The sequence below is a fragment of the Serratia sp. K1WW1 genome (assembly GCF_055790865.1).
Genome location: NZ_CM147697.1, coordinates 1833672 through 1854044 on the forward strand (window position 1 = coordinate 1833672; position 20373 = coordinate 1854044).

At 51.2% G+C, this 20373-nt stretch carries 21 protein-coding genes; 13 read left to right on the plus strand and 8 right to left on the minus strand.

The window, feature by feature from the left end; all coding sequences use genetic code 11:
- Positions 1-19: 19 nt before the first annotated feature.
- The 6 genes from purF (at position 20) to hisP (ending at position 5616) form a co-directional block, all read left to right on the plus strand.
- Positions 20-1537 (plus strand): amidophosphoribosyltransferase, encoded by a 1518-nt coding sequence (purF, locus tag ACX9GU_RS08390; protein WP_021178572.1) that lies wholly within the window; start codon positions 20-22, stop codon positions 1535-1537.
- Between the two features lie 149 nt (positions 1538-1686).
- Entirely contained in the window at positions 1687-2259 is a 573-nt protein-coding gene (locus ACX9GU_RS08395) for a UbiX family flavin prenyltransferase (RefSeq protein WP_473194445.1), read from the plus strand.
- A gap of 297 nt (positions 2260-2556) precedes the next feature.
- Positions 2557-3339 carry a histidine ABC transporter substrate-binding protein HisJ gene (gene hisJ / locus ACX9GU_RS08400; RefSeq protein ID WP_037375624.1) on the plus strand — a complete coding sequence of 261 codons (783 nt, stop codon included), beginning with the start codon at positions 2557-2559 and terminating at the stop codon, positions 3337-3339.
- Between the two features lie 96 nt (positions 3340-3435).
- Positions 3436-4122, plus strand: coding sequence for a histidine ABC transporter permease HisQ (locus tag ACX9GU_RS08405; protein WP_021178569.1), 687 nt, complete (start codon positions 3436-3438; stop codon positions 4120-4122).
- Entirely contained in the window at positions 4119-4826 is a 708-nt protein-coding gene (locus tag ACX9GU_RS08410) for an ABC transporter permease (protein WP_021178568.1), read from the plus strand. The genes ACX9GU_RS08405 and ACX9GU_RS08410 overlap by 4 nt, the downstream gene beginning before the upstream one ends.
- Before the next feature lie 16 nt (positions 4827-4842).
- Positions 4843-5616 (plus strand): histidine ABC transporter ATP-binding protein HisP, encoded by a 774-nt coding sequence (gene hisP, locus ACX9GU_RS08415; protein ID WP_024485208.1) that lies wholly within the window; start codon positions 4843-4845, stop codon positions 5614-5616.
- 302 nt (positions 5617-5918) lie between these two features.
- Here the strand turns inward: hisP and ACX9GU_RS08420 are convergent, their stop codons facing one another.
- From ACX9GU_RS08420 to yfcG, 3 genes are all read right to left on the minus strand, one after another.
- Positions 5919-6824, minus strand: a complete 906-nt coding sequence (locus ACX9GU_RS08420; protein ID WP_071684059.1) for a TIGR01777 family oxidoreductase — start codon at positions 6822-6824, stop codon at positions 5919-5921.
- Between the two features lie 26 nt (positions 6825-6850).
- Positions 6851-7228: a dihydroneopterin triphosphate 2'-epimerase gene (folX, locus tag ACX9GU_RS08425; protein WP_021178565.1), complete on the minus strand. Its 378-nt coding sequence runs from the start codon at positions 7226-7228 to the stop codon at positions 6851-6853.
- 157 nt (positions 7229-7385) lie between these two features.
- A complete protein-coding gene (gene yfcG / locus ACX9GU_RS08430; protein WP_021806021.1) occupies positions 7386-8015 on the minus strand; it encodes a GSH-dependent disulfide bond oxidoreductase in 630 nt (209 codons plus the stop codon).
- 700 nt (positions 8016-8715) lie between these two features.
- Here yfcG and ACX9GU_RS08435 point away from each other — a divergent pair.
- Together ACX9GU_RS08435 and ACX9GU_RS08440 are read left to right on the plus strand one after the other, a co-directional pair.
- Positions 8716-9162: a DUF3290 domain-containing protein gene (locus ACX9GU_RS08435; protein ID WP_473194446.1), complete on the plus strand. Its 447-nt coding sequence runs from the start codon at positions 8716-8718 to the stop codon at positions 9160-9162.
- Positions 9163-9170: 8 nt separating this feature from the next.
- Positions 9171-9806 carry a DUF421 domain-containing protein gene (locus ACX9GU_RS08440; protein WP_473194447.1) on the plus strand — a complete coding sequence of 212 codons (636 nt, stop codon included), beginning with the start codon at positions 9171-9173 and terminating at the stop codon, positions 9804-9806.
- Between the two features lie 365 nt (positions 9807-10171).
- Here ACX9GU_RS08440 and ACX9GU_RS08445 read toward each other — a convergent pair whose 3' ends face one another.
- Both ACX9GU_RS08445 and ACX9GU_RS08450 read right to left on the minus strand, forming a co-directional pair.
- Positions 10172-11065, minus strand: coding sequence for a dihydrodipicolinate synthase family protein (locus ACX9GU_RS08445; protein ID WP_473194448.1), 894 nt, complete (start codon positions 11063-11065; stop codon positions 10172-10174).
- 23 nt (positions 11066-11088) lie between these two features.
- Entirely contained in the window at positions 11089-11781 is a 693-nt protein-coding gene (locus ACX9GU_RS08450) for a B3/B4 domain-containing protein (RefSeq protein WP_473194449.1), read from the minus strand.
- Between the two features lie 43 nt (positions 11782-11824).
- On the opposite strand from ACX9GU_RS08450, the gene ACX9GU_RS08455 reads away from it, so the two are divergent.
- From ACX9GU_RS08455 to ACX9GU_RS08465, 3 genes are all read left to right on the plus strand, one after another.
- Positions 11825-12427 carry a helix-turn-helix domain-containing protein gene (locus ACX9GU_RS08455; protein ID WP_473194450.1) on the plus strand — a complete coding sequence of 201 codons (603 nt, stop codon included), beginning with the start codon at positions 11825-11827 and terminating at the stop codon, positions 12425-12427.
- 61 nt (positions 12428-12488) lie between these two features.
- On the plus strand, positions 12489-12938 hold the full coding sequence (locus tag ACX9GU_RS08460) for a GNAT family N-acetyltransferase (protein ID WP_473194451.1): 450 nt from the start codon (positions 12489-12491) through the stop codon (positions 12936-12938).
- Between the two features lie 100 nt (positions 12939-13038).
- The gene (locus ACX9GU_RS08465) at positions 13039-13239 is read left to right on the plus strand and encodes a hypothetical protein (RefSeq protein ID WP_473194452.1); all 201 of its coding nucleotides are present in this window, start codon (positions 13039-13041) and stop codon (positions 13237-13239) included.
- A gap of 32 nt (positions 13240-13271) precedes the next feature.
- Here the strand turns inward: ACX9GU_RS08465 and ACX9GU_RS08470 are convergent, their stop codons facing one another.
- From ACX9GU_RS08470 to ACX9GU_RS08480, 3 genes are all read right to left on the minus strand, one after another.
- Positions 13272-13883, minus strand: coding sequence for a LuxR C-terminal-related transcriptional regulator (locus ACX9GU_RS08470; protein ID WP_473194453.1), 612 nt, complete (start codon positions 13881-13883; stop codon positions 13272-13274).
- Positions 13884-14511: 628 nt separating this feature from the next.
- Entirely contained in the window at positions 14512-14835 is a 324-nt protein-coding gene (locus ACX9GU_RS08475; RefSeq protein WP_021806015.1) for a cupin domain-containing protein, read from the minus strand.
- A 26-nt stretch (positions 14836-14861) separates the two neighbouring features.
- Positions 14862-16028, minus strand: coding sequence for an oligogalacturonate lyase family protein (locus tag ACX9GU_RS08480; protein WP_473194454.1), 1167 nt, complete (start codon positions 16026-16028; stop codon positions 14862-14864).
- A gap of 432 nt (positions 16029-16460) precedes the next feature.
- On the opposite strand from ACX9GU_RS08480, the gene ACX9GU_RS08485 reads away from it, so the two are divergent.
- Both ACX9GU_RS08485 and ACX9GU_RS08490 read left to right on the plus strand, forming a co-directional pair.
- Positions 16461-18026 (plus strand): MFS transporter, encoded by a 1566-nt coding sequence (locus ACX9GU_RS08485; RefSeq protein WP_473194455.1) that lies wholly within the window; start codon positions 16461-16463, stop codon positions 18024-18026.
- 89 nt (positions 18027-18115) lie between these two features.
- Positions 18116-20179, plus strand: coding sequence for a right-handed parallel beta-helix repeat-containing protein (locus ACX9GU_RS08490; protein ID WP_473194456.1), 2064 nt, complete (start codon positions 18116-18118; stop codon positions 20177-20179).
- The last annotated feature ends 194 nt before the right edge of the window (positions 20180-20373 follow it).

The following is a 20373-nucleotide window of genomic DNA, read 5'->3' on the forward strand; positions in this document are numbered from 1 at the left end:
GCTTAGAGGAAAAGACAACATGTGCGGTATTGTCGGTATCGCCGGTTTTATGCCGGTAAACCAGTCGATTTATGATGCATTGATGGTGCTCCAGCATCGTGGACAGGATGCCGCTGGCATCGTCACTATTGATGCCCATAATGGGTTCCGCCTGCGCAAGGCAAATGGTCTGGTGAAAGATGTATTTGAAGCCCGCCATATGCTGCGCCTGCAGGGCAACATGGGCATTGGCCATGTGCGTTACCCAACGGCTGGCAGCTCCAGCGCTTCAGAAGCTCAACCTTTCTATGTCAACTCGCCGTTCGGCATTACGCTGGCACACAACGGCAACCTGACCAACGCCCACGAACTGCGCCAACAGCTGTTTGAACGTGGCCGCCGTCATGTCAACACCACTTCCGATTCCGAGATCCTGCTGAACGTGCTGGCCACCGAGCTTGACCGTTTCCCGCATTATCCACTGGAATCCGACAACATTTTTACCGCCGTTGCCGCGATGCATCAGCAGTTGCGTGGTGCTTACGCCTGCGTAGCCATGATTATCGGCCACGGTCTGGTGGCGTTCCGCGATCCCAACGGCATTCGCCCGCTGGTGATCGGTAAACGTGAGCTGGAAGATGGCCGCTGTGAGTACATGGTAGCCTCTGAGAGCGTGGCGCTGGATACCTTGGGCTTCGACTTCCTGCGCGATGTAGCGCCGGGCGAAGCGGTGTATATCACCGAAAAAGGCCAGTTGTTCACTCGCCAGTGCGCGGAGAACCCAAAAACCAATCCGTGCCTGTTCGAGTATGTCTACTTTGCCCGTCCTGACTCCTTTATGGACAAGATCTCCGTCTACAGCGCCCGCGTACGTATGGGGCAGAAATTGGGTGAGAAGATTGCGCGCGAATGGGAAGATCTGGATATTGACGTGGTGATCCCGATCCCGGAAACCTCTTGCGATATCGCGCTGGAGATTGCCCGTATTCTGGATAAACCGTATCGCCAGGGTTTCGTCAAGAATCGCTATGTTGGCCGCACCTTCATCATGCCGGGCCAGCAGGCTCGCCGTAAGTCGGTACGCCGCAAGCTGAACGCCAATCGTGCCGAATTCCGCGATAAGAACGTGCTGCTGGTTGATGACTCCATCGTCCGTGGTACCACTTCAGAGCAGATCGTGGAGATGGCGCGTGACGCTGGGGCCAAACGGGTTTATCTGGCTTCTGCCGCACCGGAGATCCGCTTCCCTAACGTGTACGGTATCGATATGCCGAGCGCAACGGAGCTGATTGCCCATGGGCGTGAAGTAGACGAAATCCGCCAGATTATTGGTGCCGACGGCCTGATTTTCCAGGATCTGGATGATCTGATCGCCGCAGTACGTGAAGAGAACCCGGACATTGCCCAGTTCGAATGCTCGGTGTTTAACGGCATTTACGTGACCAAAGACGTTGACCAGAGCTATCTGGAATATCTGGAAACGTTGCGTAATGACGATGCCAAAGCGTTGCGCGGCCAGACGGAAGCAGAAAATCTGGAGATGCATAACGAGGGCTAAAGCCCCCCACGTGCCTCACCAAAACGGTGCATCGTAGCGTTGGTTACGGTGCATTGTTTTATTCCCACCTTGAATCCACGAAGGTTTGCTGCCAAACCTGCCCCTATTCGGCTATCCTTACGGCATATTTCCCGACAAAGGCCAGCTTGATGAAAAGACTCATTATCGGTATTTCCGGCGCCAGCGGCGCTATCTACGGCGTGCGCTTATTGCAGGTGCTGCGTGGTGTAGAAGAGGTGGAAACCCACCTGGTAATGAGCAACGCGGCACGCCAGACGCTGGCGTTGGAAACCTCTCTGAGCCTGCGTGACGTTCAGGCCTTGGCCGATGTGGTGCACGATGCGCGTGATATTGCCGCCAGCATTTCCTCCGGCTCGTTCAAAACCATGGGGATGGTGATTTTGCCATGCTCAATCAAAACGCTATCTGGCATCGTCAACAGTTACAGCGATGGGCTGCTGACTCGCGCCGCCGATGTGGTCCTCAAAGAGCGTCGGCCACTGGTGCTCTGCGTGCGCGAAACGCCGTTGCACCTGGGCCATCTGCGGCTGATGACCCAGGCAGCGGAGATGGGGGCGGTGATTATGCCGCCGGTACCGGCCTTCTACCATCGTCCGCAAACCGTTGATGATATTATCGATCAGACCGTTAATCGGGTTATCGACCAGTTTGACATCGAACTGTCGCAAGATCTCTTCACGCGTTGGCAAGGCGTTAATTAACTAATTCACCCTCAAATTTATACATTTGTGCAACATCGCACTGATTTAGTGCGATTGATGCATCATAATGATCCTGCTTCCCCATGCACTCTGTTTCAGTAACTTGTAGGTTTTCCATGGCGAAGCCCGAGTTTGCCGTTCATTTTGTCGTTCGTTGCCTCTGGGAAGAGCTTTGAACAGAGCGTGGCCGTTCCCCGCGCTCGCTAATGACAAAGTGGCATGATTACTGCAGATCCTGTGTGTGATGAAAGTAATGCCCGTAGTGGCATCGGCAAAAATATCCATTTGAGGGTAATTATGAAAAAGCTTGTTAAAGTTCTCCCTTTAGTTTTGGCTTTGAGCGCGGTTGGCAGTGCATTCGCCGCATTACCTTCCACGCTGAAAATCGGTACCGATCCCACCTATGCGCCGTTTGAGTCGAAAAATGCGCAGGGTCAACTGGTTGGCTTCGATATCGATCTGGCCACCGAGCTGTGCAAACGCATAAATACCAAGTGTATCTTTGTGGAAAGCGATTTTGATGCGCTTATCCCCTCCCTGAAAGCGAAGAAAATCGACGCTATCATCTCTTCTCTGTCCATTACCGAAAAACGCCAGCAGGAAATTGCCTTTACCGATAAGCTGTTTGCGGCCAACTCACGCCTGATCGCACCAAAAGGCTCCAAGATCCTGCCAACCGTCGATGCGCTGAAGGGCAAGAGCATCGGCGTATTGCAGGGTACCACCCAGGAAGCTTTTGCTAACGCCAACTGGCAGCCAAAAGGCGTGACCGTGGTGCCTTACCAGAATCAGGATCTGGTGTATGCGGATCTGGCTTCCGGGCGTATTGACGCAGCGTTTCAAGATGAAGTCGCCGCGAGCGAAGGCTTCCTGAAACAGCCTCCAGGCAAAGAGTACGAGTTTGCCGGTGAGTCGGTGAAGGACGATAAATTCTTTGGTGTCGGCACCGGTATGGGCCTGCGCAAGGATGAAACCGAGCTGAAAGCGGCACTGGACAAAGCCTTTGCCGAAATGCGCAAAGACGGCACCTACGATAAGTTCGCGAAAAAATACTTCGACTTTGACGTTTACGGCGGCTAATTCCTGTCGGGTACTCTCTATGACAACAGGCCCGGTTTTCCGGGCCTGTTCTGGCTGGAGTGTCATGACGTGCTCAATGACGACAGGGTGACGTAAATGCTACAAGGTTACTCCCAACTGATATTTGAGGGGGCTCTGGTGACGCTGGAGCTGGCCCTCAGCTCCGTATTGCTGGCGGTGGTGATTGGTTTGATCGGCGCTGGCGGTAAACTTTCGCAAAACCCTGTTATTTCCACGATCTTTGGTGCCTATACCACCTTGATCCGTGGCGTGCCGGACCTGGTGTTGATGCTGTTGATCTTCTACGGTCTGCAAATTGCCCTCAACCATGTGACGGAGTTTATTGGCTTCTCACAGATTGATATCGATCCGTTGGGGGCGGGCATCATTACCCTGGGCTTTATCTACGGAGCCTATTTTACCGAAACCTTCCGGGGAGCCTACCTGGCGGTGCCTCGTGGTCAGATCGAGGCGGCTACCGCCTTCGGTTTTTCCAACGGGCAGATTTTCCGCCGCATTCTGTTTCCGGCCATGATGCGCTTCGCGTTACCCGGCATCGGCAACAACTGGCAGGTGATCCTCAAGGCGACGGCCTTGGTCTCCATTCTTGGACTCAACGATCTGGTAAAGGCCACGCAGCTGGCAGGAAAGGGCACCTATCAGCCTTTCTTCTACGCCATTGTCGCAGGCTTGGTGTATCTGTTGTTCACCACGATTTCCAACGGCGTGTTGCTGTGGCTTGAGCGGCGTTATTCACTGGGCGTCAAAAGGGCCGAACTATGATCGATATCCTGCATCAGTATTGGCAGCAACTGCTGTGGACCGATGGCTATCGTTATACCGGTGTGGCGGTGACGCTGTGGTTGCTGATCTCCTCGGTGGTCATGGGCGGGCTGCTGGCCATCCCTATGGCAGTAGCTCGGGTTTCTTCCACCCGTTGGGTACGCTACCCGGTGTGGCTGTATACCTATGTTTTCCGCGGTACGCCGCTGTACGTGCAACTGTTGGTGTTTTATTCCGGTATGTACAGCCTGGAAATCGTGCGGGGTACCGAACTGCTCAATGCGTTTTTCCGCAGCGGGATGAACTGCACCATATTGGCGCTAACGCTGAATACCTGTGCCTATACCACGGAGATTTTCGCCGGGGCCATTCGTTCGGTGCCGCATGGGGAAATTGAAGCGGCCAGGGCCTATGGGTTTTCCAGCTTTAAACTCTATCGCTGCATTATTTTGCCTTCTGCGCTGCGTTCGGCATTACCGGCGTACAGCAATGAAGTTATTCTGATGCTGCATTCGACCGCACTGGCCTTTACCGCCACGGTGCCGGACCTGTTGAAGGTGGCCCGCGATATCAACGCGGCGACCTACCAGCCGTTTTATGCCTTTGGCATTGCGGCCGTGCTGTATCTGATTATCTCCTATACGTTGATCAGCCTGTTCCGCAGGGCAGAAAAACGCTGGATGGCACACGTAACTCATCGATGAATGACGGGGATCCACCATGCCTGAACAAAAATTAGCCGTCACCGAACTGCACAAGCGTTATGGTGACCATGAAGTACTGAAAGGGGTCTCCCTGGCGGCCAATGCGGGCGATGTGATTAGCATTATCGGTTCTTCCGGCTCCGGTAAAAGTACCTTTCTGCGTTGCATCAACTTCCTGGAAAAGCCCAGCGAAGGCACCATCAGCCTGAATAATGAAAATATTCGCATGGTGCGCGACAAGGATGGCCAGCTTAGAGTCTTTGACAAGAAACAGCTGCAGTTGCTGCGTACCCGCCTGACCATGGTGTTCCAGCATTTCAACCTGTGGAGCCACATGACGGTGTTGGAGAATGTGATGGAGGCTCCAATCCAGGTATTGGGGCTGAGCAAGGCCGAGGCGCGTGAACGGGCGGTGCGCTATCTGGATAAGGTTGGCATTGATGCGCGGGCGCAAATCAAATACCCGGTGCACCTCTCCGGCGGGCAACAGCAACGTGTTTCCATTGCCCGGGCGTTGGCAATGGAGCCGGAGGTGCTGCTGTTCGATGAACCGACTTCGGCGCTGGATCCTGAACTGGTGGGCGAAGTGCTGCGCATTATGCAGAAATTGGCGGAAGAGGGGAAAACCATGGTGGTGGTGACGCACGAAATGGAGTTTGCGCGCCATGTCTCCAGCCACGTCATTTTCCTGCATCAGGGGCTGATTGAAGAGCAGGGGCCACCTGCGGAGTTGTTTGGTAACCCTAAGAGCCCGCGTTTGCAGCAGTTCCTTTCTGGAGCGCTGAAGTAGATATTTTACCCCTCACCCTAACCCTCTCCCACAGGGAGAGGGGACCGATCGAGTGGGCTGGAAATGCTTGGATGAGGGATCGATCGAGTATGCTGTGATGACCTCTTTACTTCCAACAGAGCAGGGGCTAACAGCTCCTTCTCCTTATCGGATGGTTGCTGAGATGACCTCTTTACTTTCAACAGAGCAGGGGCTAACAGCTCCCTCTCCTTATCGGATGGTTGCTGAGATGACCTCTTTACTTGTAACAAAGCACAGGCTAACAGCTCCCTCTCCCTGTGGGAGAGGGTTGGGGTGAGGGGTCAAGCCTGCTGATTGATCACATCATCCAGCGCCTGTTCCAGCTCAAAGAAACGGAAAACAAATCCCGCCTCTTCCAACCGCCGCGGCACCGCCCGTTGCCCCCCTAATACCAACACCGCCGCTTCACCCATCAGTAACCGCATGGCAAAGGCTGGCGCACGAAGAAACGCTGGGCGATCCAGCACCTTGGCCAGGGTGGCGGTGAACTGTTCATTATGCACCGGATAAGGTGCCACCATATTGAAGGGCCCACGCAGTGGAGGATTGTCCAACAGGTAAATGATGGCATTGACCATATCGTCGATATGGATCCAGGGCAGATATTGACGGCCATTGCCGATCGGCCCGCCTAACCCCATTCGGAATGGCGGTAGCATCTTCGCCAGCGCTCCCCCTTTGGGCGATAAGACAACGCCGGTACGCAACAGGCAAACGCGCGTGTAGCTACTTTGCGCCCGAAGGGCCAGAGCCTCCCAGCGTTGGCACAGCTGGTGGGTAAATTCATCGTGCGGAGGTTCTTCTTCTGTTACCACCGCCTGGCCCTGATCGCCGTAATAGCCGACCGCCGAGCCGGAAATCAGTACCGAAGGTGGAGTATTGCTGGCGGCGATCAGCGTGGCCAGTCGTTCGGTCAAATCCCAACGGCTGCGGCATAGCAGTTCTTTCTGCGCCTTGCTCCAGCGCTTGTCGGCAATTGGCTCACCCGCCAGGTTGATTACGGCATCAAAGCCGTCCAGAGAGCGTTGTTCATCAAGCGAAGCCCAGTAGCTGAGCCGATCGCCGAACTTATCCCGCGCCTTGGCGACGTTGCGCGTCAGCAGGGTGATCTCATGCGAAAGGTGCAGCAGTTGCCTGGTCAGGCTACTGCCGATCAACCCAGTCGCGCCGGTAATCAAGATCTTCATGGTCGGCCTCCCTGGTAGGGTGAATGCTAAGCGGTTTCCCGTCGGTAACTCATAGTCATGGAAACCGAGTCGGCATAACGTAGGGCCAGCAATTTATCTATCTCTACTTCAGCATAGGTTACCCATGGATGTTGTTTAACTATGTCGAGCACATCCTGAGTTAATTTTTCCAGCAGCGCGAAGCGGTTGTCTTCGATATGGCGAATGATCGCCTTGGTGATGGTGCGATAGTTGAGGGCATCGCTAATGTCTTCGCTGTTACGCGCCTTGTCTGCCGGGTAGTGGATCGCCACGTTGATCAGAACGTCCTGACGGTTGTTGATTTCTTCTTCCTTGATACCGATGAAGGTGCGTAACCGCAGGTTTTTAATACGGATAATGGCATCGGGTTGCTGGCATGGCATCAGAGATTCTCCGGAGGTCTGATTGTTTGTACTCAGAATACACGGAAAGTGAAGAAAAGATAATGTAGCCAGACGCTTAAAGAGAGCAACGCGGGGAAGATCACACCGGTTCCCCTCTCCGATGTGTACACGATGCAAGAGAGGGGGAAGGGCAGCGTTAGGCTTGATCTGCCAATTTATAGGCGCGTTCTGTGGCCGGGCGGTTGCGGATGCGTTCAAACCAGTTGCGCACCGCCGGATAATCCGCCAGATCGATGCGCTGGCGCGGATGAGACACTACCCAGGGATAAGTCGCAATATCGGCAATGCTGTAGTTATCGCCGCCCAGATAAGGGTGCCGTTGCAACTCGGTTTCCAGTACGCCATACAGGCGTTTGGTTTCCTGCTGGTAGCGTTCTATCGCGTAGGGGACAGGTTGCGGTGCATAGTGGTTGAAGTGATGATTTTGCCCGAGCATCGGCCCAAATCCGGCGACCTGCCAAAATAACCATTGCAGCGTTGCTGCCCGTTCGCGAACCCCTTTGCTGAGCAGCTTGCCGGTTTTCTCTGCCAGATAGAGCAGGATCTCACCCGATTCAAACAGGCTGATAGGGGCCCCACCGTCAACGGGTTGTTGATCAACGATGGCCGGGATTTTGTTGTTGGGAGAAATGGCCAGAAACGCTGGTGTGAATTGATCGCCAGCACTGATATTTACGCGATGGATACGATAAGGTAAACCAACCTCCTCCAAAAGCAGGGTAATTTTGTGCCCATTGGGAGTCGGTGCGTAATACAGATCAATCATATGATAATACTCCTTATAAAACATCAAGATAAGATGAGCATAGATCGGTTGGTTCGCTTGAGGCTATGCGAACATCCGCATGGGCTTTATCGGCGGCCCTGTTGCGGATGCAGAGGGTACTGTTACAGCTTATACGATAGCGTGATGTTCGATCCAGGCTTTGGTCATGCGGAGTATCGCAGATGGGGGGGAGGGCGCATGAAAGGTCAACAGCAACTGGCAAGCAGCAATGCTAGTGTCCATTTTATGTAACCAGCTGAGTTAATCCACCTACGTGATATACGGATACTATTTTTTCGCGATTTAGTTTGAAAGTCTATCGATCAATTATCCCTTCGTAATGCAGGCCGCCTGTAGCAAGGTTTTGGCCACCGCATCAACGGTCACTGTTTTGGGAACCCTGCTCGTCCTCAGGGCGTACCCTGACAGAGAAATTATTCATAGACTGTTTGTTGACTTGAACATGGTGACGACTGCGCTGCCATGCTATCCAGGCGACCAACTCTTGGTACCCTTGCTGTTGCATCGCCCTAGCTAGAGACTTAGACCATCGATGGTCTATACTTCAGCTTAAAAAAGTAATGACAACCCTCAAATGATAACTGATAATTGTTAGTTAATATGTAACATCAAAGTGAAAAATAACAATGAATCATAACAATAAAGATGAAGTTCATAAAAAAATAGGGATTATATCTATATGAAATTTTATGGAATAAACTATCTTCAAGCGCAGTCTAATATAAATGATTTTTTAAAATATATAATTATATTTAGCGCTTTATTTATCCTGATCGTCGTTTTTAGTCTGTATATGCGCCATCGTTTACAAACTAAGTATCGGGATTTAACGATTATCGCCTTTTTATTTCTGCTCTTTATTTCTGGAGTTAAATATTCAGATTATACAGACAGTCAAAATATACACTCAAAATCATCACAAATGGTTAGTTTCGTGAGATTGTTATCAAAAGAAAGAGATGTGAGTATAAGCTCAATTTTTTCAAATTCAGTACAATTATCGGATGGAGTTATCATTAAAATTAATAATTTATATTTCCGCGTTAATCTAAGCGCTGATCAAAAAACTTACAGTCTAGTAGACGTCTTCTTAATAAATCCAGAAATAGAAATCATAAAAAATTAAGGAATATAATGATTATTTACACACCTATTATTATAAAGTTGGGGTTAGGGATACTGTGTTTAATTGTTCAAATAAATCTCATGGGAAAAGGAAATCTGGCTCCTTCATCAGCAATGGACCAGGTTCAAAACTATGTCTTAGGCGGAATTATTGGTGGCGTAATTTACAATGAGTCGATAACTGTTCTACAATTTGTGTTGGTGTTAATTATCTGGACGTTGCTTGTTTTTGTTCTGAAATTTGTAAAAGAGAATAATCGCTTCGTTAAACGAATTATTGATGGAAAGCCTATTACTTTGGTTCATAATGGCAGCGTTAATGTCAAAGAGTGTTTAAGAAATGGTGTTTCTGCAAATGATTTGATGTTTAAATTGAGAGCGAATGGGATTTATGAAGTAGAGCAACTAAAACGCGTAGTTCTCGAACAGAATGGACAGTTGACTATTATTCAAAGTGGCGATGAAAACATACGCTATCCAATTATAGTCGATGGACTAGCTAATCATGATCTGCTTGAAATTATTAATAAGGACAGTGAGTGGTTAGAAGGTGAGATCGCGAAGCAAGGCTTCAATAAAATCAGTGAAGTCTATTTGGGTGAATATTTGTCAGGTAGAATTAATTTATATGGATATGAAAAATAACATTCACATTTCAGATTCTCTTACTAGCCGTATGCAATTAATATAGTCATTTTTCGAAATATATGAGTATAAACGGACAGTATTTCCACCAATGCCTCTGTCAAGGATACTGACATGAACGCGTTCTTCTGGTACAGGGCTGCTTACGGTCTTTGTTCCAGGGTGATGTGTTCATACTCAAACCTCCTGTAATGTGGGAGATCTCAGTATGGTTATCCCACAATAGTGAGAAGCGGGCCTTTGTCATTGGTTATAAAACTCGCCATGTGTTCAGGTTATAGTAATACCTCTCTGAGCGGGGCATGAAAAAGTATTGCTCGATCGATTTTCTAAAGGACCAGCAGATTGCCGGTCCAATGGAGGGGTTATTTTAGTTCCAGAGCGCTTATCACCTTGGCAATATCCGCAATATCACCCGCCGATAGTGGCTGAAGAGGTCGAGGCAAACAATCAGGCTCAGTCAGCCCAAGCACGCCTGCGGCAGCAGCAATAACCCGGATACTTCCTCCATGTTTACGGAAAAGCGCCCACAAAGGCTCAAGGTGGGTTGTCAGGGACGTGACGCGCTCATGGTCGTTCGCCGCCGCTGCTTCAGTGATTTGTTTCGCCATCTTCGGGAACAAACCGCCACACACGGAGTACCAGACTTCACAGCCAGCATTTAATCCCAGCCCGGCATAAGCATCCCCGCTAATACCGATGGTCACTCCTGGGCGAAGGTGTTTGCGTAATGTATTTACCCGCTCAGTTGCTTCAGTCGGGCTATCCGGGACGCCCGGGATCTTGACCGAATGAACCCCCTCCAGTGATGAGAGAAGACCATGTAGTTCATCCGTAAAAGTAAAATGCGTGGTACCTGGATTATCATAGATGCAAACCGGTACAGAAACGTGCCGGGTAACGGTCTCAAATAGTGCGAAGACTTCTTCGTCACGAAGCGACTGGTAGCTGACCGCGGGGAGCAGTAAGGCATTTGCGCCAGCGGTTTGCGCATCGTCTGACAGGTGCAGGATGGCATCAGTGCTGACTGCCCCCACGCACACCATTACCGGGATGTCCCCGGCATGCTGTTTTGCCAGAGTCGCTACGCGCTTGCGTTGCTCTCGGGTCAGGTACGCGTAGCTTCCGGTTGACCCCAGGATACCCATAGAATCAACCCGAGCCTCTGTCAGGCGGGAAAGAATATGACTGAAGCCCTTTTCGTCCACGCCGCTGGTGGTGATTGGGGTTATTGGGAACGCAGACAAGCCGGTAAACATAGTGTTTCCTCTGAATGAGACTATCAGTGTTGATCTTCTATGAGAGCAACATCAAACCACAGACCTGGCATCATTTTTTCAAGACCGTCAGTCAGCATTTTCCCGGCGTCGTGAAGCTTCTCCAGTGGCATCTGTGGCAGACTTTCCAGAACAAACCACATTTGCTGAGCTTCCACGCTTAAGCGGGTTCTGATCCCCTGCCGCCAGTTCCAGCGGCGACAGGTTACGCCTGACTCATCGCGCCAAATAACTTCGTCTTGTGAAGGATATTCAACTGCGGTTTCACCCTCTTTTACGGTATCGAAAGGCTCAGTGCCTTCTGCCATAACCAGACGTGGGGAACCCTGATAGGCAGCAATGTTTTCGCCACCCACCGGAATGGCATAGCGGAGACTAACGGCGTTATAAAGATCAACGATGGGATCGAGCGCTGGCATCGTACCGTCACGTAATACGCGCTTGCGTAACGCATCAGCTGAACAAGGGGTGCGTTTGGGTTTAGCACCAAACTTTTGAAAAACCTCAGCCCATGCGGCCAGATGAGATCCCGCCCATTCAGGCTCACCGGCCAGAACCGCTTCACATGCTTCTCGCAGCGCCGTTTTCCCAATATCAGGATTCTGCACCGGCGCGGCTTTTACGTAGATACTCAGTGCCCGAAAGCCGGGAGCAATACGATAAATTTCAGGGGCAATTGACGGAGATACTGTTAACACGTGATAATCCTTTAATGACCAATTTACCCCATGATAATGACCGATGACCAAAAAAGTCAATTTAATGACCGATGCAAACGCAATTGCCAGCGCTGTGAATGAAGCCGTATCTCAGCGGATTAAGCTGTATCGTAAACAAAAGAAAATATCACTCGATGAATTGTCCCGTCGGGCGGGCGTCAGCAAAGGGGCGCTGGTTGAGATTGAGGGATGCAGGGCGAATCCCAGCATTGCCCTGTTATGCCGCCTGGCTGCTGCGATGGGGGTTTCAGTGGCTGACTTTGTGGATGTCAGTTCAAAACCGGCTGTGCATCTTATTGCTGAAGATGAGATCCCTGAATTGTGGGAAGGTGAAAAAGGCGGGAGAGCAAGGCTGCTCGCAGGATCCGGTGGCCCTGATATGACAGAGCTCTGGATGTGGGAAATGCAGCCGGAGGAAAAGTTCGTTTCACCCGGCCACACGGAAGGGACGCTTGAATTGTTTTATGTACAAACGGGCACGCTCACGCTTGGCGTACAGGATCACCTGTATCTGGTGAAGGCCGGTTGTTCGGCAACGGCCAGAACGGATGTTCCTCATTTCTATGAGAACCAAGGGGAGAGCCCACTGATATTCATCATGACAGTGCATGAAAAAGCATCCTGAGTGTTGTCTATTTAACCAGTAAGGCTGTCTCATCACGAGTCAGTCAAGAAGGAGTTGATCAGTGAATAACCAGCATCTGAGTTTTACCAAAGATAAATTTACTGTCACAACCGATCCCGCTTTTTTTCAACTCACAGCCATTCACGATTACCTCTCGCAATCGTCCTGGGCTCCTGGCATTGATATCGAAACGGTCAGGTTATCAATCCAGAACAGCCTTTGTTTTGCACTTCTGGATGGAACAAAACAAATCGGCTTTGCCCGTCTGGTTACAGACTTTGCCACTTTTGGTTATCTGTGCGACGTCTACGTGCTGAACGATTATCAGAAAAGTGGTCTTGGCCGTTGGCTGATTGAATGCTGTCATGCCCATCCATTGATGTCACGTCTGCGACGGATAATGCTGGTAACCGACAGCGCGCCCTGGTTATACCAGAAACTGGGGTATAGCCCATTGAACCGGCCAAATTTTGTTTGGCAGATCAATCGACCAGATATTTATCGTCAATAGCTTTTTAATAAAGAATACTTTTCAGAGAGTAATGATAAATGTTAATCCGTAGGGCAAGTACCTCTGATGCAGAAGCACTTGCCATGTTAGCTGAACGAACATGGCGAGGTCCGCTTCTGGCACTAAGCAGGCCTGTCGGATCTGGCTGGCTCTAGTAGCCACAAGGGTTGCAGATAAAGGTGACCTGTTGCTGATGCGCGTGATGTTGGCCCCGGCTTTGGTGGTGCGGCGTACCCCAGAAGAGGTCTGTCAGGACAGCCCTCTTGAAGCAACTCCTGGCCACGGTGAAAACCGTCGCTGATGAAGGGGAGAGCCAACCTGGCGAATAGGCCGTTATGCGTATGCATCCAACGCTCTTTTGCTACAGATCTTTTTCATCGCCCGGTTTTTATAACAGTTGATGGTTTTTAGCCTGAGCTTGAGCTTTTTGGCGATCTCATAAGGTTGTGCACCGCTGTAGATTTCATTGATGACAATCAGCTCTCGGCCGGTCAGATACTGCCGGCTCGTGGCTTCCTCTACCTCGGCATCAAAATCATCCTGCACCGTTTGGCGAGGGAATATCGATAGCAAGATATCCTCCACACAGGCATTTTTATCCAGAGTGATAAAGTGGTTGTACATATCCGGGTTGGTCAGGCACAGGCTGTTTTCATACATCAAGATGATCCTGGCCTCCAGCTTGCCCTGCTCCAGGGCGGCATAGAGCGCAGAACAGGCGCCGTAATAATTAATAAAGCCGCAGCTGCAATCCAAAATCAGAAAGTCACAGGCGCTATTTTTCAGCTCCGATAGCGTGTGAGCCTCAAACGTCTCCTTCTCGAAGGGTAATTCATGCAACGCTATTTTACTGTGGGGCAAGGTTTCACCGTGCCTGAGCAACGCGTGCAAACCAGCGGAGAAATAGCGGTCATTACTCACCGTGAAGATATGAATATCAGGCATTGTTGATCATCCTAATCAGTAATAATCCTAGCTTGTGCGCGGGTTGGCGGATAAGCCGCAATCTTGTCGATGGCGTGCACGGTTTTTTGCCGACTTTCTGAAAATCAGGATGAGTTTCTTACTGCACATCCAGCAGCAGCCCGCTCCCTCAACGTAGGGGGGAACGTTCCCTGTCAACTCGATGGAAATATCACAATGTGGGCAATAGGCGACATACTCGCAGTAAGCCATGAAATTTACTCATTCCATTGATTTATATTGAAAATTTATATTACATAGGATAGCAGAGTTGTTTTTAATGATCAATAAAATAGATCGATATGATAAAAACAATTGATTTTATCGATAAGTTACCAATTATTTCAATGAAATCAAAAGATAAGAATAGGTCTTTAACTTAATGGTCAATTACTGAGAATGACTTATTTGTATTCACCGTGTGTATATATTTTGATTTAATTGTTTGGATTATGAATTGTTGATATTTCTCGTCTGCGGTCGGTTGGGCGGCAGGCATATTGATGGCGTGGGCAAGGGGAGCAGGATAATTTTCTGCAAGAGGAAGGGGAGTTGCTACAGCTTATTGGGTGCCAAATGCTCCCGGCATGATGGCCGGGAGCACATGAGATTATTTCAGGAAATCTTCACGTTGCGGAGTGAAGGTATCCAGTAAGGTGCCGGCTTCCAGGCAGACGCAGCCATGCACCACGTCGGGCTTTTTGTACAAGGTATCTCCGGCAGCCACTTCTTTGGTGACGCCATCGATGGTGAAGCTGAAGCGGCCAGAAAGTACGTAGGTCAGTTGCTCGTGCGGGTGGCTGTGCAACGGGCCGACAGCGCCTTGGCTAAAGTTGACTTCTACCGCCATCATGGTGCCGCCATGAGCGAGAATGCGGCGCGTAACACCGTTCCCTAAATCTTCTAACGCACAATCCTGTTTGTAGATAAACATGGTTGTTCCTCAATAAAATAGTGCCATCAAGCAAAGAGATCTTCCGGCAAGCGGGCTAGATACAGCGCAGGTTCACCCTCAAAATCTGAGGTGAAGAGCACTTGCCGGTTGTCCGGGGTAAAGGATGGGTGCGGATGCGTTACCTGACGGTCGCCATTCAGTACGCGCCATGAACTGTTATGCGCGGCCAGGCGCGCCTGGCGTTTTTGTTTGGCATCGAACACGTAAAGCCACGGGTCGTTCTCAATGGTGTAGCCTTGAGAATCCTTGATATCGACCGGCGTAGCCGAACCGTCACCCACTAACAGGCTGCCGTCGTAGTTGCTCATCAGGTGCGAACAGGCTGGCATGGTCATCACGATCTCATCCTGCCCGGTCTGTGGATCGTAACGGCAGATGTTGCGCTCTTGCTGGCCTTTCAAATAAGAGACGTACATCAGGGCTGAACCGTCCGGCACCCAGAATTCGTGCGTACAGCTCTCGCCTGGGGCATGAGTTTTTACCTTACGCATATTGCTGCCATCTTCGTTGATCAGCCACATGCGGGCATCTACCAGATCGTGTGGCCCTTCGTGGCAGAAGGCGACGCAGTCGCTATGGTATGGGCGATAGATCGGGTGGCCCAACCAGAGACGATCCTCATAGATCACACGTGATTCACCGCTGGCCAAATCGACACGCAGCAGGCGGCAATGCGGGTTTTTGGTGAAGAAGCTGTGGAAAATTTTCCAGTCGGTCAGAGGCTGCCAATCCTCGCGATCGATTTCGATGCCCACCAGGCTGGTGCATTCACTGTTGGCAACCCAGGTGCCGTAGCCAACCCACTCTTCAGGCACGCGATACACGGTTTGTTCAGTGCAGGTGCTCAGCTCTACCCGGCGCAACTCACGCTCATTCTTCACGTAATACAGGAAACGATCGTCCGGGGATAAAAAACCGCCGAAGGTGTTATCGCCTGGGCCTTCGGTCAACTGCACCGCTTGCTGCAGTTGCAGATCCAGCAGGTAGTAGTTGCGGTTACCGTCAAATTCGCCAGCAAACAACAGCTTACTGCCGTCGTTGGTGAAACATTTCTGGTAGAAGTAGTTGCGGTGGCACAGTACTTCAGGCGGTGTCAGGCGGGTGAGCTGTGCGCCGGTACCGGCATCGGTTGTACGATGGAAATTGAATTGGTGGATTGAACCTTTAGCCACGATGGCCTCCCTTAACCTTATCGATAAACCGCCGCTGTTCAGGCGATCCCTTAATTAAATAAAACATCGTTTCATAAATTTAGAAAAATGATATCAAAGTGACGGATTAGGCCAACCCGAACGGGTGATTTATGAGAGCTGCATCGCATAAATCGTTGCACTTTACCCGATTGATGGCAGATCGCGGTTTTGCTCATAGCCAACCAGCATGATGCCGTTGCATGCTCGCCATTAAAGAAAGATAACGTACGGGCAATCCCTGATGCTGGGACTGCGGCCGGATGCTGCCCGCGTTTTAAAGTTGGTTAAATGAGATCCCCTTATTTTTTATGTGACTTTCATCACAACATTATTACTCACCTAAAAGTATAAAACATCATTCCTGTAAAATTGAAATAAGATTTCATTTATATTTAATCGCGAGAAAAGACGATGACAACCAACGGTATCAACTCTCTGGGTAAGGGAAGAACGGTCAGGCTAGGGCATCAGCTGGCTTATGGTGGGGGGAACCTGCTGGGCAGCGGGGCGCTGGCGATCAGCGGTGCCTGGCTGCTCTATTTTTACACCACGTTCTGTGGGCTGACGCTGCTGGAGGCGTCATTCATCTTCTCGGTTGCGAGCGTCATCGATGCTATCAGTAACCCGGTGATGGGCTATCTGACCGATAACTTTGGCAATACCTGGCTCGGTAAGCGCTTTGGTCGGCGCCGTTTCTTCTTGCTGATTGGTGCGCCACTGATGGTCTTTTACCCGCTGCTGTGGGTCGAGGGCTTTGGTTTTTGGTACTACCTTGCCACCTACGTCATTTTCGAACTGATTTATACCTCGGTGATGGTGCCTTACGAGACGCTGGCGACCGAAATGACCGATGATTTCGCCATGCGCTCCAAGCTGACCGGCTATAAAGCGATTTTTGGCAAGATGGCCAACTTCCTGGCTGCGTTTATCCCAGGGCAATTTATTCTGCTCTACGGCAAAGAATCGGCGCAGCCTTTTCTGTATACCGGCATCACCTACGGTGTGATCCTGTTTACTGCCATCACCGTGCTGTATCTGTTCTCCTGGGAGCGCAAGGATGAAGCGATAGCGGAGGTTAAGCATAAGAAATCGCTGCTCAAAACGTTGGCTTCATTGGCGCGGGATATGCAATCGACCTTCTACCTGCGGGTATTTCGCAAGCATCTGGGCATGTATCTGTTCGGCTTCGGCGCGGAATGGCTGTTTGCCTCGGTATTTACCTATTTCGTGATTTTCGTGCTGCAATACGATCCTGCCATTCTGGCCGGATTGAACAGCCTGAATGCCATCTTACAGTTGATATCAACCGCCATCTTTATTGGCCTGTGCGTGAAAAAGGGCTTCAGTAAACCTTATTCCTGGGCGCTCGGTATCGTGATGTTTGCGGTCTGTTGCTACTCTCTGCTGCACTTCTTTAACCTGCCTGCGCATATTGCCACAGCTGCCATTATCGGTATCACCGTGATCTTCGGCCTGGGCACCGGCGGGGTGTATTACATTCCCTGGACGGTGTATACCTTCCTGGCGGACGTAGACGAAGTCTTTACCGGCCGCCGTCGCGAAGGGATCTATGCTGGGGCGATGACCTTCTCCGGCAAGATTATGCGTTCGATTATCGTCTTCACCATGGGGGCGATCCTCAGTTACTACGGCTTCCAGTCCAAGTCTCACACTCAGCCGGAAACCGCTATTACCGCCATCTCCTGGGTGTTCTTTGCCGGCGTGATTTTGTTAGCGCTGATGGCGATTGTCTTCAGCAGCCAGATGACGCTTAACCGCCAAACTCACCAGGTGGTGCTATACGAAGTGGCCCGCATCAAGGCAGGCGGCAAGATCGGCGATATTAAACCCGACGTTCGCCTGGTCATCGAGAAACTGGTGGGGCTGCCCTACGAACAGTGTTGGGGCAACAGCAAGATCTGCCAGAAGATGAATATCACCCCTGAAGTTTCTACCCCTGTGTATAAACCGGCCTAACGGGCCTGATCTCCCCAAAACCCAGTGACAGGATCTTCTCGCCAACATGGCGGGGGGATCCCTACCTATTAAAAAACAAGGAAAGGGAAATGAAGATCGTACCTCTATCGTTATTAATTGCTCTGACCAGCGTGTGTCATAACGGTGTCGCAGCACCGCTGCCAGCCGCTAATGAACTGGTTTGGCAGGCCATCGCTTTCGGCCAGTCAACGGATGTCAACTTTGCCACCAACGTGCTGCCGGAAAAAGTGGGCACCAATCAGGTGACGATGGCCAATGGCAAGCCGATGCAGGCAGGGCCGCTGAAAATGCCGTTCCACGTCGAAAGCCGGGGGGGCAAAATCGGCAATAGCCATGATGGCCTGACCTTCTACTACACGCGCGTTCCCGCCAATGCCAATGTGGTTCTGGAAGCGGAGGTGACGGTCGATCAGTTTGGCCCGGAAAATATGGCTCTGCCCGCCGGGCAAGAGGGGGCGGGATTGCTGATCCGCGATATCCTCGGCAAACCAAGGTTGGGGAAGGTCCAGCAGGGTTATGAGGAGTTTCCGGCGGCATCCAACATGGTGATGAATGCCATCATGACGCAGGATAAAAAAGATCATCAGCGGGTCAAAATGACGCTGATTTCCCGCAACGGCGTGCTCAATTCCTGGGGCAATGCGGGCGTCGAGATCAAACGTGAGGGGTATCAACCTGAGGTCGATCTGCAGAAAACGCCAACCTTCCGGCTGCGTCTGGCTCGCACGGATCAGGGGTTTACCGCGGCCTATGCTCCACTGGGCAGCGACAACTGGGTCAGTAAAACGACCAACGATCCGCACCGCGTCACCAAGCTTGATCCTGAAGGTTACTACGTGGGCTTCTTTGCTTCACGTAACGCACGCATTACCGTCAACCAGGCCAGCCTGACGCTCAGCGAAAGCCAGCTCCCGGCGGCACAAGAGTTTGCGGTTAAAGCGATGCCGTTGCAGATCGAGATCGGTTCTGCGCCAATATCCGCCACGGATGATTACGTCTTCCAGCTACGCAGCAATGAGAATGGTACTCTGTCGCTAAGCCAGGACGGCGTGGTCATTGCCGCAGAGCGTAAGGTAAAGGCCGGAGAGATGCTGGCGGTGAAGGTTGCGCTGAAGAAGGCGGAAACCGCGCTGGATTACCGTTTCACCACGGCAAAAGGCAACGCTCAGAGTGACAAGCTGATGGTGCGCAAAGCGCACTATGCCGACGCCGCTAATCTGTATGCTGCGCCACAGGGCAAAGCTGAAAATGATGGCAGCCAGCAGCATCCGCTGGATTTTGCCACCGCCGTGCAATCCTTAACGCCGGGTGGCACGCTTTGGCTGGCGGCGGGAGATTACCCCTTGGCCGTCATACCAGCCGTAGCCAGTGGCACCGCCACGCATGCCAAAAAGCTCCGGCCGCTTGGGGATGGCGTGGTGCTGCACGGGATGGAACTGGAAGCCAGCTATTGGGATATTCAGGGCATCACGGTAACGGAAAAAAGCCTACATATCGCGGGCAGCCATAACCACCTTGATCGGGTGGTAGCACATCATGCGGATGATACCGGGATTGTCATTTCCTCCCCGGCCAACGCCGATCGGCCACTGTGGGCCAGCCACAACCTGATCACCCATTCTGAATCATACGCCAACAAGGACCCAGGTCTGATCAATGCGGATGGCTTTGCCGTCAAAATGCGTGTGGGTGAGGGAAACCGGTTAGTCGCCTGCTTCTCGCATGACAACGTGGATGATGGCTTTGATCTGTTTAACAAGATCGAGGATGGCCCGAACGGTAAGGTGATTATTGAGAACAGCGTCGCGCTGCGCAATGTCAATAATGGTTTCAAACTGGGGGGGGAAGGGTTGCCAGTGGCCCATCAGGTGACTAACAGCATCGCCATTGAAAACGGCATGGATGGGTTTACCGACAACTTCAACCCTGGCGCCCTGCAAGTTACCAGCAATATGGCGATTGATAACCAGAGGTTTAACTACATTTTCCGCCCAGGCCCCTATACCACGCAGGATAAGCAGGGTGTATTCAGCGGCAACGTCTCGTTGCGTAGCAAGCCGGGAGAATATGCCGATGCGGTGGCAGGGAACATCGCCGACAACAATGCTTTCATGTTCTCAGCAGTGGAATGAGACTCCGTAGGGGCGCCGCATGCGATACCGATGTAGCTAACCCCCAGCTGTTATGCCGTTTTTGCCCCGGTGAAAACGGCATGCATCACATAATCAAAAATTACTTTCACATAAAATAAAACAATGTTTCAATTTTATTGATTGCGCCAGGAATAAGCGTTAGACTTGCGCCATCATGATGACAGGGGCGGGTA